Origin of the sequence: Agarivorans sp. Alg241-V36 (assembly GCF_900537085.1) — a bacterium.
Classification (GTDB): Bacteria; Pseudomonadota; Gammaproteobacteria; order Enterobacterales; family Celerinatantimonadaceae; genus Agarivorans.
The window spans coordinates 102896-116392 of the sequence record NZ_UNRE01000002.1; the positions used below are offsets into that span (position 1 = coordinate 102896).

Here is a 13497-nt window from a genome sequence, read left to right on the forward strand (position 1 = left end):
GTTATTTAGTAGGTTATGGGTTAATAGATAGTGAAGAATTACTACTCTCCGACTAGCTATTTTTTTGATGTGAATAAATGGCTAAAAACTTTAGGGGACAGAGAAAAAATTGATTATAACTACGTTGAGTCGGGACGTGTTATAGGCTCTTTGCTACGTAGTATCGATGATAAATATAGTTCTATAGTTGGAAAATATGGTCCTCCCACAGAGCAACATCTACTTATTTATCAATCTCATGTTTTTATCCAAATCTGTAAGGATATGAAACGAGGAAAACCTATTGATGGTCTACCCCAGCTGTTTGAATCATTGACGGATGGAACTAAGGAGCTTCTTAAAACATCTAGCCACTCTCTGGAGCCAACAACATCTATGGAGGGTTATGATGAACTATTTAAATTGGCTTCGCTGAGATTATACTTGGTGGAGAAATGGTCTAAAGTAGAGTGCCAACGGTTTTCGTTAGAGGTTAAACCTGATCGAATAGTATTCGTAAGTAGCAATAAAGAGCATGACTTTGGAGAAGTTGTGGCCATTGTACGGCTTGAAGATTTATTGAATCAAATGATCTATATTCTAGATAAAAATCGAGACTACAATGATCCGCGAATTAAATATGTACCAAGTAAACTAGAAGTTTTGGATGAAGGTCTTAGGTTAGCCTTTGCAAAGCCTGACAACAACACACAAGTACAGAGTTATGTTCTTTTTTGCCAGATGTCTTTCTACTATGCGCAGTTTGCACATATGACATTTAAAGACTACCCATTGCTTAGCTTACATGACTTGGGTTTGGGGTGGTTAGTCTTATCCAAGCTTGCGAGTTGTTATGTTGAGGGAAAGGTAGAGCTAGAACATCCAGGGCTCTACTCCGCTTTCGATAAAAGTTACCTTGCAGAAATTTTGATGCATTGCTGTTCTTTTAATCGCGCAAAATCTAATGAAATAATTTCCATATTTTCCAATTCTAGATCTACGCCAGAAGATTTATACATTAGGCCGCTTTATGTTTTAAATGACGGTGTTCATTTGTGCTTGCCCGCTCTAATTTACGGTCAGTTTAGTCGAGTAGTGGACTATTTCGTTAACTCTCAGTTGATACCGAAGCTAGATCGGAACAAAAGGATGCAAAAGGGGACACTTTTTGAGCAGGAAGTTTGTTCGGCACTCTCTACTCTTATGCATAGTAATACACTGCTTAATGAAGGCTTCTGCAAAGTAGTTAAAACAAATTACAGGCAAAAGCGAGGGAAGAAAAATGAAGAAATAGACTTAGTCATTAGAATCGGAGAAACTTATCTTTTAGTGGAAACTAAATCTTTTTGTTACCGTACTGGAAACATGGGCTATTACAATACTCTCAACGTAATGGCTAATTCGGATCTTGAGCAGAAAAAGGCGTTCTTCATTGAGGATTATCTGGACTTTCGAGAGAACTTTGATGATAGCTCTGACTTTCCCCTTTCTGCAGATAAAGTGCTTTGTTGTTATCTTTCTAGTGTCCCGCATTGCGTAGGTACGAAGGTTAATGGGTATCCTGTCATAGACATGTCGATTATCGAAAGGTACTTCGGCGAAGGCAGCTTTCAGTTAATCAATGATAAAGGCGAAGAAACCGAATTTGCTTTTTATAAGACGTTTGCTCAAGCTGAAGAAAACTTATCTAGGTACTTAGAGTCTCCACCCCAACTCGCAAGGTATCGAGACCTATTTGATTATAAATTTTCCTCTGTTATAGGTACCTACAATGACAAAAGTGTTATTTTTGAAGAACCATTTATTGACCGTAGCAAAGAAAGACTATTGAGGATGCTAGATAAATTAACTTATTTAGCCGATAGCTGGCATAAAGGTGGGCTGAGCTAGCTTTCCTTTATGACCGCTGTCGTTCGAGACTTCAGTTGGAGAATTTGCATAGCCTAAAAGTAGTTTCAATTTTAGTTTGGTTGTTTTCTCAGCGGTTGAGTTTTGGTTAGCAAAATTACGAAGTATTTAAATTTTTTAATTTAGATGAAAGGACGAAGCTGTGATGCTTCGTCCCAGTGTGTTTAAGCTAGCTGCTCTGGATTTTACAGTTACTATACTATTCGATATTAGAGTTACAATGTGCAAGTCAATCTTCGCTTGCTAACGAATCACCATAATCCCTACGGTGTTCTTTAAGTATTTTTACCCAATTTTTTATACTAGTCGCTCGTCGTTGGATTGTTCCCCGGTTCAACCCTTTTACGCATGTCCTAATAAATTCTTCTGCTGTTAATTCATCTAATTCAGAAATACTTGATACTTGAGCCCATTTCATCCAAGCCCAGCCAAAGTCACTCGATTCGACTCTATCAGCCAAAAATTGGAATTGGGCTGTAAGATCATCTTTCTTAGCTAAAAAACGTCCCGCAGAAGTTACCGTGAGGTTCTTATTGAATAAGCCCAAATTTTGAGCTGCGTGAGTGTAATATCTAACTTGCCGCTGAGAGTTTAATCCTTCTATTTGCTCATGGGTCAAATTTCCGCCGTTAACCCGATGTTTAACTATACAAATAAGACGTTCCAGGCTGTCTGCTTGTGGCACTTTATAGGAGTCTATAATTGTAAGGCTCATGCTCTCTAGTTTTTCAATAACTGGCAATAATTTACTAGAGCTTATGATTATGGGTTTTTTTAGGCTGTCAGATGTTTTGGCTCTGAGAGTCAATTCTAGTTTGTTGAGGTGAACAATATCCAACAAATTCTTTAATCGATAGGGATCTAACTCTATCTCTGCTAGCTTATCTTCTATTTTATCACTTTCTGCTAGTAATGAATCAAGCAGTTCAATTGCAACCGCAGCCCTTTCATGGTCGCTAGCTCCTAGTTTGACATCAAAGGAACCAAACTGTGCCGATAACGGGTGAATAGTCGGTGTTGTCTTAGCTTCTCCTTTCATCAACGATTTTGTTATCTCGCCGAAAACACCTAAAATATTAGCAACGATTGAATCGGTCGGTTTACCGTGCTTATCGGACTTTTTGGCAATGTGTAGATTGAAGTCCCACTGAGACTCAGGTGCTATTGACTGGATATCCTCCACATCTAGTTCAAAGTCTTTGGGTGGGAGATTTACTGTATTGATGCTTTCTTTAGTGATTGATTCAAAAACGGTTGGCTTACCTTCGTACACAGACATAACCTTTAGTCTTTTCGAGTCTGTAAAGGCTTTGTTGAAAGTAAGCTCTTCACGAAGTAAGGCATCAAGAGTGCTTTGTGAGATCGGCAAATATACCCACTTAGTGCAATTGTCATAATCACCACTCCAGTAGACTAAGTAAAGGTGGTCTAACTCATCTTTTACAGAAAAGCACTTAGGGCCTAAAAAATCCTCGTATATTTCGAAAAACTTCAAACGCCCAAGTTCTGTGTCATTAGGTAATACTTTCATTAATCATTTACCTCATTTTTTATATGCACATGAGGCTCAGCTTTAACCTGCTTCCATAGTGTAACATGTCCATCTCTGCGAGATTCACTTGAAATAACGCCGAGCTCTGGAACTAAATAGCCGCTTACTATACGCATCTGACCAAGTTGTGAATTAGCGGGGAAGTTTTTTTTGCGGCGTTTTAACTTAGTGAGTTTTGACCAAACAGATACACCGTACGATTGTAAGCGCTCTATTTTGTTTTGGTAATTATACTCAGTGTTCGTATCTCTGTGACGAATAAAGTCTTCACTGGTGGGTGGAATCCCACTCACCAATCTGTATACTTCCCCTTGAGCTGGGATTAACTCTAGCTCTTCAAATAATTCAGATGGCAAATCACTCGGCCAGTTATACGAAATGTTACTTTCTTTCATGAAAACTCTTATTTACCTAGCCTCTATTTAAAAGAGGGAAAAAATAAACTAAGAGAACTCTATCATATTTGATACTATTATCAGAAGCCTGCGAGGTATCAAAAGAACACTTTTTACTGATTTGGAGTCTCTACAGTGACCATTCCTCAGCCCAACCCCCAATGTAAAATATCGTTTATTGCACCTTTCTACATTGTTATTTACACCTTTTTAGCCATATGGCTATTAATTGATGGCTGGGTCAATGGCTTCTCTTCAATATATTGGATGTGGTCTATTGATGCAGAGGGCTTTGTGTTTCCTGAGCTAGTGTACAATTTATTATTTACGATGATTGGTTCATTACTAGGTTGTGCTGTCCTTGGTATTACTTCATTTCATCGTTATAAGGCGATTCACAAAACCTTTGATGGTGATCATTTGTGGGGATTTATTTTAGCTCCAGTTCTGGCTCTTAATGTCGGGTTGCTAACCTTTGCGATATTGCAAAGTGGGTTAGTTGTTTTAACACATCAAAGTTATACAACAGAGCCAAATAGCATGGATACTAAAGCAACACTAGGTTATTTGGCTATCGGGGGGATTAGTGGTTATAACTGGGATATATTTGTTAAAAAACTGCAAGAACTGTCGGCAAATATAATCAGTACGAAAACTGGGAAAACCGGTGGTGCTAGGGGTGAACCTGATAAGGGTTATGGCAGTAATGAAGAAAAAACCGAAGCTCGAATAGAATAAAGAGGGGTCAGAGTAACTTTAACCATCTGCTCCCTTTAGTTGCTTGGCCTAAGAACTAAAAATCACTTATCACATTAAACGCTCTAAATTCGTCGTAGGCGTATTGGTCGGTCATGCCGCTGATGTAGTCGATGATGAGTCTAGTGCGGTAATAAAACTCGCGACACTGCTCGTTGCCAAACTCTTCGCTTATGGGCTCTTCCGTCATGGCTTTTTGATAGGCTGCTAAGTGCTTAGCCGGCAGTTTTTTGAATAAGCGCTGTATATAAGCTGAGCTTTTATCTTTGGGTTTTGTGTTATCCACTAAGTATTCAAACTGGCCTTGGCTTAGCTCCAATAGCGGCTGGTAACAGGCCATTAAGCCAGAGATAATTTGGTAGCCTTGTAGCTCGCGGGCTTCTACCTCTGGGTGGCAAAAGCAATGCTCTAGCGCGACGCTTTTAAAGGTTTCTACTATCAGGTGGTTTACGCTGCCATCTTCGATAAGGGCTCGGTTTAGGCTGCCTTGGAATACTGCTTCTAGGTTTGCTACAAACTGGTTTTTGGCATGCTCTGGCAAGCGCTGGTTTACCTCTACCCGTAAAAATACAAAAAACATGCTGTTGCTTTCGCGCCCGCGCGTTGAGGCTTTATCTAGCATCTTGCTCATTGTTTCCCGCTCAGCTTCTGGCAGCGATGCGGCTAAACTTGCGAACTTGTCTGTTAAGGCTGTTTTTAGATCATCTACGCTTAGCACGCCTTTTTCTATGGCGTCTTCTAAATCGGCGATGCCGTAAGACACATCATCGGCCGCTTCCATAATGTAAGAAAAGGGCGAGCGGCAGTATTGGCCTATGTCTAGGCTGTTGCGAATATCTTGAATGTAGCTTTGCTCGCTAAGGTAGTAACCCACCTTCTTTTTTAAGTAGTTAAAAGGGTCATCATCTGTGGGTTTGGCTTCGCTGCCACAGCGGGTGTATTTGAGTATGCCAGAGGCTTGCGAGTAGGTAAGGTTTAGCTTTAATAGCGAGTGAATAAGCCGAATGCCTTGGGCGTTACCCTCGAAGCTGACTAAATCTCGATGAATGGCAGCGGGCAGAGTTTGTTTGGGTGTCTCTTTATCTGTTTCGTCTAGTTCTGTTGGCTGAGAGGCTTGATATAGGCTATTGAGGTTTTTACTTAGCCAGTCAATTAAGGCGGCTTCGCCAAAGTGACCAAAGGGCGGGTTGCCTATGTCGTGCATGAGGCAAGACATTTCAACAATACTTTCTAGTTGCCGCTCAAGTTCTATTAGCTGGTGGTCAGGTAGGGATTTTTTTGCATTTTCTTTAATTTGCTCGCAAATTAGTTGGCAGATATGTCGACCGACTTGCTGTACTTCTAAAGAGTGGGTAAGGCGGCTGCGCACCGCGGCGTTTCGCTCTAAGGGAAAAACTTGAGTTTTTTGCTGTAACCGACGAACCGCAGCACTGTTAATAATTCGGCCTCGGTCGCTTTCAAACTGTTTTGGAAGAGGAATATTAAAATCGTGCGGGCGTTGACTTGTAATTTTTGCCTTAAAGTTTACCGTCATACTCTAAACCGTCCTCTATCAATTAGAGTATTTATACTGCTGTATTATCAATGGAAAATCAATTAGTAGGTTTTATGGAGATAACTCCGTAGTTGAGTTCTTTATTGGGTTAACTAGCGCTTATTTCGTTTTGTATTGGTCACAGCCAAAAGACATTTATTTAGTTAATTGATTATTATGTTACTACTGGTAGTATTTACAACATCTTAAGTGATACCTTCATCAAATTAGAATTGCTTTTGATTATCACTGTTGGCGTTTGCCGTTATCCGAAGGGAGTCGATTCATTAAATGGAAGAGTTAAAGGGTTTTTTAGTGGAAGAGGTGGAGGGAAGTGTAGACGTCACTCTCTCAAGCTCTGAACAGAAAATAAACTTACCTGGCCTTGTAGTTGAGAACGGCTTTAATGTGCCACCAATAGGTACTCTTTGGCTAACCAGCAACGATTCACCATACGAGGAAACGCTTTATATAAGCCTCGTTGATTCTGAGTCATTGGTTACCGAACGGGTAGAGTTATACAAGGCCTACACCCCTGGAGTTTTAAAAGATGTTGTGTCGAAGGGTAACTATATCGAATTTGAGTTTTGGCAAGGGCAGACACATCAGGTAACTATAGAGAAAGAAAAAAAATTACGCTTTTCTCGCTTCCTCCCCCAAGCTGGGTGCCATTACTCGAGCAAGCTTGCTCCTAGCTACTTAACGATTTCAAAGTAAGGTAAATAAGAATGGACGCTTATTTAAACGACAAAGACATCCAAAACAGTATTCAGCAAATGGAAGTTGCTGCAATTAACTTTGGAAGTCGCTTTATTAATGATTCAAAAGTACGTGCTCTTTACATGGCGCAGACCAAAGCGATGGCTACAGAACTGACTGCTGCATATAAATCAGGCCAGATTACGCCAAAACAGGCCGCTTTATCTGCAAGTCAAATGCGAAATGAGATAATGGATTTTGCTCGAAGTAATACAAGTGATATTGGCCGAGCAAAAGTAGTTAAGCTTAAGGCGCGAGGGTTAGATCTTGAAACATTGCTAAACAAATATGCTAGCAAGCAATTTGGCAAAACCTTTAGCGAGCTAACGGAGCCAGAAACCGCAGCGATTTATAAGCAAATAGTGTCTAGTGCTGGAAGGGCAAACCCAAAAGTTAGTGTTAGAGCTAATAACTTAGGCCGAGCTGGGCGAGCGCTATGGGTTTTGTCTGCTTGCATTGCTGTTTATAACATTAGTAACGCCAGCAATAAGTTGAAAGCCACTGGAAGAGAAGCCGCAAATGTAGGTGGTGGTTTTGCTGGTGGTGCTGCTGGTGGGGCAGTAGCAGGGATATGGTGTGGACCTATTGGTGTTGCAATTGGAGTTGTGGTTGGTGGTGTTTTGGGGTCCATCCTCTCTGACCAAGTTTATGTTGAGTTAGCTGGTCCAGATGGTGATTTTGCGAAGGCTTTTATTCCTAGATTTACCAATGCTTTTTCTACTAAAGAAAGTCAAATGGCTAGCGCTTTAGTTAAAGAGTGTACTTATGAACTTGATAAAGTATTTGGTGTTTTTGTTGAATTGAATGACAAGTATTCAACCGATGCTGACGATGTTGCAATGTACTACACAAAGCTAATTAAAAATGGTGGTTTTCCTTTGGTAAAACAAGCGCTTTCTCTTCACCAATCACTAAAAACTTATCTAATCCAAACGATGGAAAGTGGCTGGACATCTGCTGATGAAAAAGAGTGCATAAGGTACTTGCGTCATATCTAGTACTAGGTAGCTGTATTCTTTTCAATTGGTATGCTTCGAACACTCTAAAAGCGACAAGATATAAAGACCACTTCATATCTTGTCTATTAATTCTTCTAATCTAACTTGATACGCAACACGTGATAAGGCTTGCTTGAACCTTCTTCACCTTGGTTAAAGGCGGGGTGTAGGTGTAGCGAGTTTTGGGTGATGTATAAGTAGCTATTTTGAACTAAATAGTAGCGATACCTTTGCTGGCGCTGGGATGTTGTTTTAGCAAGCAGCCACAGCCCTTGTAACGCTGGTTTTTGATCTTTTAGGATCTCATTTCAAATTAATTTTTCGTGAAGATGTATTCATTTTTAGCTGGGCTAAGCGTGGCTAGTTGCTGGTGTTTTTCTACTGTGTACCGCTTATTTGGAGTTGGTCTCTCATTCGGTAATTACTTCGCTATCTACTTGAAATAACTAAATAGAAATCATTCCCACTTCTTATTCTGGCGCTTTAAACCTCTGTTCTGGGTTTGTTTAGCTGCGGGTAAAGCCGCTGTTCAATTCACTGTGAATCTGCCATGAAAGCCACCCCGCTTGCCCTTGAACGCACTGACTAAACTTTGACTTTTATTTGAATTGCTGTAAATTTATTTTTAATTGCACGTTCAATTAAGAAACATTTGAGTAACAAAATGCCTAAAGTAGGAATGCCTGAAATACGTAAGCCACAACTTGTAGAAGCCACTATGGCGGTGATTGACGAGGTGGGTTTATCGGGCGCTAGCGTTACCTTAATCAGTAAAAAAGCGGGTGTGTCTTCAGGGATTATTCATCACTACTTTGGCGGCAAGCACGGTTTATTAGAAGAAACTATGCGCACTGTGTTGCGCCGGTTATCTGCTACGTCTATTGCGCACTTACAAGCCGCTGACCCTAATAACGTTGCCGCTAGGGTAATGGCGATTGTGGCAGCTAATTTTGATGGCTACCAAGTTGAAAGCAAAGTGGTAAAAACTTGGTTGGCTTTTTGGGCGCAGGCAATGCACGACAAAGATTTACATCGATTACAGCGGGTTAACGAGCGCCGTTTGTTGTCGCATCTTCGTTATGAATTGAAACAAGCCTTACCTGCCGAGCAGGCACAGTTTATGGCGCAGGGCATCGCGGCCTTAATTGACGGCATTTGGCTACGGGGGGCGCTAAATCCCGATGGAATTTCTCCAGAAAATGCGCAAAAAATCATTTCCGATTATCTCGAAAAACAGCTCGCGCCATACTTGAGCTAACGCGTTAACCATGCAATCACTATTAATTATCAAGGCATTTTGATGAAAATGAAGTCTCTTTACATCCATGGTCAGGCAACTGATGCCACATCAGCTGAAACGTTTGTTACTGCTAACCCCGCCACTGGCGAACCGTTGGCCGAGATTGGTCAAGCATCTGCAGAGGATGTAGACCGAGCTGTCGCGTCGGCACAACAGGGTTTTAAAGTATGGTCGGCGATGAACGGCATGGAGCGAGGCCGCATTATGATGCGTGCAGTTGCTATATTGCGTGAACGTAACGACGAGCTAGCAGAGCTAGAAGTAAAAGATACCGGCAAGCCGATTCAAGAAGCTATTGAAGTGGATATTGTGACAGGCGCCGATGTGATTGAATATTACGCGGGACTAGCGGCGGCTATTCAAGGCCAGCAACAAGACCTAGGCCATGGTCAGTTTTTTTATACGCGCCGTGAACCGTTAGGTGTTTGCGCCGGTATTGGTGCATGGAATTATCCTATTCAAATCGCCATGTGGAAATCTGCCCCAGCATTAGCGGCCGGTAATGCCATGGTGTTTAAACCTTCTGAGGAAACGCCCTTATCTGTATTAAAACTGGCTGAGATTTTCAGCGAAGCGGGTGTGCCTGATGGGGTGTTTAACGTGGTGCAGGGTGATTATCGAGTTGGGCAAATGCTGTCTCGCCATCCTGATATCGCTAAGGTGTCATTCACTGGTGAGTCTGGCACGGGTAAGAAGGTAATGGCCGATGCAGCTGGCACCTTAAAAGACATCACCATGGAGCTTGGCGGTAAGTCTCCACTGATCGTGTTTGATGATGCCAAACTTAACAATGCGGTGTCGGCAGCCATGCTAGCTAACTTTTATACCCAAGGTGAAGTGTGTACCAACGGCACTCGAGTATTTGTGCATGATGCGATTTACGATCAGTTTATTGAGCAAATCACCCTGCGAACCAACAAGCTTAAAGTTGGTGACCCTAGCGATATGGAGACTCAAATTGGTGCGCTTATCTCGCGCGATCATTTAGAGAAGGTGCTGGGCTTTATTGAAGCAGCTAAAGCCTCTGGCGCGCGCTTATTGTGTGGTGGAGAGCGTGAAACAGCTAATGGCCTTGGTAAAGGCTACTTTGTGCAGCCAACCATTTTTGCCGATTGTAGCGACGAAATGCCGCAAGTTAAGCATGAGATCTTTGGTCCGGTAATGTCGATCCTGCGCTTTAGTGACGAGGATGAAGTGATAAAGCGCGCCAATGCTACCGAGTATGGCTTAGCCGCGGGCTTGTTTACCCAAAACCTATCACGTGCCCATCGGGTGATTGCGCAAATAGAAGCCGGTATTTGTTGGGTAAATACTTGGGGTGGCTCGCCAGCGGAAATGCCAGTGGGCGGTTACAAGCAATCGGGCATTGGTAGAGAAAACGGTATTGAAACACTTAATCATTACACTCAAAACAAGAGTGTGTTGATTGAGCTGGGCGATCTTGAGTGTCCTTACGAATAGGCCAGGTACAGTGGTTATGTTTAGGCCTAGGAAATAGCACACCTTATTGATTGGAATGTCAGGGAAAGAAATGAACACCAAGTATGATTACATTATTGTTGGCGCGGGCTCTGCGGGTTGTGTATTAGCTAACCGCTTAAGTGCCTCGGGCAAGCACTCGGTTTTGCTGGTTGAAGCAGGTGGTAGTGATAGCAGTATTTTCATTCAAATGCCGACCGCGCTGTCTTACCCCATGAACAGCGATAAATACGCCTGGCAGTTTGAAAGTCAGCCAGAAGCTGGCATAGATAATCGCCGCTTACATTGTCCTAGAGGGCGAGTGCTGGGCGGCAGTTCATCGATTAACGGCATGGTGTATGTGCGTGGCCATGCTTGTGATTTTGATGAGTGGGTAGAGCAAGGCGCTGCTGGCTGGAGTTACCAAGAGTGCTTGCCGTATTTTCGTCGTGCAGAGTCGTGGATAGGGGGCGAAGATGCCTACCGAGGTGGCGATGGCCCACTGGCCACGTGTAATGGCAATAACATGACTCTGAATCCGCTTTACCAAGCCTTTATTGATGCAGGGCAGCAAGCAGGCTACCCAAAAACCAACGACTACAACGGTTACCAGCAAGAGGGCTTTGGCCCAATGCATATGACCGTAGATAAAGGGGTTCGCGCTTCTAGTTCAAACGCTTATTTGAAACAGGCTAAGAAGCGACAAAACCTTACGGTAAAACAAGGCGTAGTGACCCGTAAAGTACTGTTAAAAGACAAGCGAGCGGTAGGAATTGAAATTGAAGTCGGTGGAAAAATTCAATCGATTTATGCCAACAACGAGGTGATATTGTCGGCGGGTTCTGTTGGCTCGCCGCAGCTATTGCAGCTGTCTGGCATTGGCCCCAAAGCAGTGCTAAAAGATGCTGGTATTGCCCTAGAGCATGACTTACCCGGCGTGGGTGAGAATTTGCAAGATCATCTAGAAGTGTATTTTCAGTATGCTTGTCGCCAAGCGATTACCCTTAACAGTAAACTAGGGCTAATTAGCAAAGGTTTGATTGGCACCCGCTGGATACTATTAAAAGATGGCTTAGGGGCGACCAATCACTTTGAATCCTGCGCCTTTATTCGCTCGCGAGCGGGTTTAAAGTGGCCGAATATTCAGTATCACTTTTTGCCTGCGGCTATGCGTTACGACGGCCAAGCGGCGTTTGATGGCCATGGTTTTCAGTTACATGTTGGACCAAACAAACCGCAAAGTCGTGGCCGCATTCGGGTGACTTCTGCCGACCCTCATGGCAAACCAAGTATCGAATTTAACTACATCAGTACCGCGCAAGATAAACAAGATTGGCGCGACTGTATCCGTTTAAGCCGCGAGATTTTGGCGCAGCCAGCCATGGATGACTACCGCGGTGAAGAGATTCAACCGGGCGTTGATGTTGATAGCGACGAAGAGATAGATGCTTGGGTAAGGCAAAATGTAGAAAGCGCTTATCACCCTTCTTGTAGCTGCAAGATGGGTGCAGATAACGACCCAATGGCGGTGCTTAATCAGCACTGTCAGGTAAGAGGGGTAGGCGGTTTACGGGTAGTAGATTCTTCAGTATTTCCTACTATTCCCAACGGTAATCTAAATGCTCCTACCATTATGGTCGCCGAAAAAATCGCAGATTCTATTTTAGGAAATACGCCGCTTGCTGCCTCAGATGCAGCAACTTGGATTGCTGCCGACTGGGAAACCGAGCAACGCACTGGGCGCGCCCAACGCCCAGCCTTTCGCTGACAAAGAACACTTTAAAACACATAACAGTTTACTGGAGACAAATACCACTCCAGTAAGTTGTTACACGCAAGAATTTGTTAGGGGCGCTAAGCGTGCCTCGATAACACTCACTACCGACTAAAAAGGAAGAGTCATGAACAATACACCGATTAAACGCGCCATTATTGGCAGTACCGCTTTACTACTGAGTTTTTCAGCCTCAACGGTTGCTGCTGCGCAATGTGACACTGTGCGTTTTTCTGATGTAGGTTGGACAGATATTACCGCCACAACTGCAATTACCAGTGAAGTACTTAAAGGCTTGGGTTACCAAACCACGACACAATTGTTGTCTGTGCCAGTGACTTACTCGTCTATGGCCAACAACGACATTGATGTGTTTTTAGGTAACTGGATGCCAACCATGGAAGCCGACATTGCTAAGTATCGTGAGCAAGGAACTGTTGAAACGGTACGCGCCAATTTAGAAGGCGCTAAGTACACCCTAGCGGTACCTAAATATGTTTACGATGCGGGCGTGCATAGCTTTGCCGATTTGGCCAAGCATAAAGAACAGCTTCGTGGCCGTATTTATGGCATTGAGCCGGGTAACGATGGTAATCGCCTTATTCAAGATATGATCGACAAAAATGCTTTTGATCTAAAAGGTTTCAAACTCATTGAATCAAGCGAAGCTGGCATGGTGTCGCAAGTAAAACGCGCGGTTGACCGTGAGCAATGGGTGGCTTTTTTAGGCTGGGCGCCACACCCAATGAACAGCAATTTTGATATGGCTTACCTAGACGGTGGCGACGACTTCTTTGGCCCTAACTACGGTGGCGCTAATGTTTACACTAACGTGCGCAAAGGCTACCTAGAAACTTGTTCAAACGTAGGTCAGTTGCTTAAAAACTTAAGCTTTAGTTTAGAAATGGAAAATCAACTGATGGCGAGCATTTTGGATGACAAACAACAGCCAGATGCTGCAGCCAAAGCTTGGTTAAAAGCCAACCCTGAAGCCCTAGTTGAATGGCTTAAGCAAGTGACTGCACGTGACGGTAGCGATGCTAGCAAAGCGCTACAAGCTTACCTAAACATCTAGCCAAATTTT

Annotated in this window: 11 protein-coding genes; 8 read left to right on the plus strand and 3 right to left on the minus strand. The window is 43.0% G+C overall.

The features are described 5' to 3' along the window. The first annotated feature begins 30 nt into the window (after positions 1-30). A complete protein-coding gene (locus G6R11_RS04945) occupies positions 31-1869 on the plus strand; it encodes a hypothetical protein (RefSeq protein ID WP_163131986.1) in 1839 nt (612 codons plus the stop codon). A gap of 247 nt (positions 1870-2116) precedes the next feature. On the opposite strand, the gene G6R11_RS04950 is transcribed toward G6R11_RS04945, so the two are convergent. Continuing rightward, on the minus strand, positions 2117-3418 hold the full coding sequence (locus G6R11_RS04950) for a DUF6575 domain-containing protein (RefSeq protein ID WP_163131987.1): 1302 nt from the start codon (positions 3416-3418) through the stop codon (positions 2117-2119). Further along, a complete protein-coding gene (locus G6R11_RS04955) occupies positions 3418-3834 on the minus strand; it encodes a hypothetical protein (RefSeq protein ID WP_163131988.1) in 417 nt (138 codons plus the stop codon). Before G6R11_RS04955 ends, G6R11_RS04950 begins: the two co-directional genes overlap by 1 nt. Positions 3835-3969: 135 nt before the next feature. Here G6R11_RS04955 and G6R11_RS04960 point away from each other — a divergent pair, with 135 nt between their 5' ends. Next, the gene (locus G6R11_RS04960; protein ID WP_205472609.1) at positions 3970-4572 is read left to right on the plus strand and encodes a hypothetical protein; all 603 of its coding nucleotides are present in this window, start codon (positions 3970-3972) and stop codon (positions 4570-4572) included. A 55-nt stretch (positions 4573-4627) separates the two neighbouring features. Here G6R11_RS04960 and dgt read toward each other — a convergent pair whose 3' ends face one another. Further along, positions 4628-6124 (minus strand): dGTPase, encoded by a 1497-nt coding sequence (gene dgt, locus G6R11_RS04965; RefSeq protein WP_163131989.1) that lies wholly within the window; start codon positions 6122-6124, stop codon positions 4628-4630. 291 nt (positions 6125-6415) lie between these two features. Here dgt and G6R11_RS04970 point away from each other — a divergent pair, with 291 nt between their 5' ends. The 6 genes from G6R11_RS04970 to G6R11_RS04995 all read left to right on the plus strand — a co-directional run bounded on the left by G6R11_RS04970 (position 6416) and on the right by G6R11_RS04995 (position 13488). Then, positions 6416-6841 carry a hypothetical protein gene (locus G6R11_RS04970; RefSeq protein ID WP_163131990.1) on the plus strand — a complete coding sequence of 142 codons (426 nt, stop codon included), beginning with the start codon at positions 6416-6418 and terminating at the stop codon, positions 6839-6841. An 11-nt stretch (positions 6842-6852) separates the two neighbouring features. Further along, a complete protein-coding gene (locus tag G6R11_RS04975; protein ID WP_163131991.1) occupies positions 6853-7881 on the plus strand; it encodes a hypothetical protein in 1029 nt (342 codons plus the stop codon). Positions 7882-8545: 664 nt separating this feature from the next. Next, complete coding sequence (gene betI / locus G6R11_RS04980) at positions 8546-9139, plus strand: transcriptional regulator BetI (RefSeq protein WP_163131992.1); 594 nt, start codon at positions 8546-8548, stop codon at positions 9137-9139. 48 nt (positions 9140-9187) lie between these two features. After that, positions 9188-10642 (plus strand): betaine-aldehyde dehydrogenase, encoded by a 1455-nt coding sequence (gene betB, locus G6R11_RS04985; RefSeq protein WP_205472674.1) that lies wholly within the window; start codon positions 9188-9190, stop codon positions 10640-10642. Between the two features lie 70 nt (positions 10643-10712). After that, the gene (gene betA / locus G6R11_RS04990) at positions 10713-12407 is read left to right on the plus strand and encodes a choline dehydrogenase (protein ID WP_163131994.1); all 1695 of its coding nucleotides are present in this window, start codon (positions 10713-10715) and stop codon (positions 12405-12407) included. A 133-nt stretch (positions 12408-12540) separates the two neighbouring features. Then, positions 12541-13488: a choline ABC transporter substrate-binding protein gene (locus G6R11_RS04995; protein WP_163131995.1), complete on the plus strand. Its 948-nt coding sequence runs from the start codon at positions 12541-12543 to the stop codon at positions 13486-13488. The last annotated feature ends 9 nt before the right edge of the window (positions 13489-13497 follow it).

What these genes read in the sequence shown, in the direction of transcription:
- betA (WP_163131994.1), top strand. Translation starts at nt 10,713, where the DNA reads ATGAACACCAAGTATGATTACATTATTGTTGGCGCGGGCTCTGCGGGT.
- betI (WP_163131992.1), top strand. Translation starts at nt 8,546, where the DNA reads ATGCCTAAAGTAGGAATGCCTGAAATACGTAAGCCACAACTTGTAGAA.
- betB (WP_205472674.1), top strand. Translation starts at nt 9,188, where the DNA reads ATGAAGTCTCTTTACATCCATGGTCAGGCAACTGATGCCACATCAGCT.
- G6R11_RS04995 (WP_163131995.1), top strand. Translation starts at nt 12,541, where the DNA reads ATGAACAATACACCGATTAAACGCGCCATTATTGGCAGTACCGCTTTA.
- dgt (WP_163131989.1), bottom strand. Translation starts at nt 6,124, where the DNA reads ATGACGGTAAACTTTAAGGCAAAAATTACAAGTCAACGCCCGCACGAT.
- G6R11_RS04955 (WP_163131988.1), bottom strand. Translation starts at nt 3,834, where the DNA reads ATGAAAGAAAGTAACATTTCGTATAACTGGCCGAGTGATTTGCCATCT.
- G6R11_RS04950 (WP_163131987.1), bottom strand. Translation starts at nt 3,418, where the DNA reads ATGAAAGTATTACCTAATGACACAGAACTTGGGCGTTTGAAGTTTTTC.
- G6R11_RS04975 (WP_163131991.1), top strand. Translation starts at nt 6,853, where the DNA reads ATGGACGCTTATTTAAACGACAAAGACATCCAAAACAGTATTCAGCAA.
- G6R11_RS04970 (WP_163131990.1), top strand. Translation starts at nt 6,416, where the DNA reads ATGGAAGAGTTAAAGGGTTTTTTAGTGGAAGAGGTGGAGGGAAGTGTA.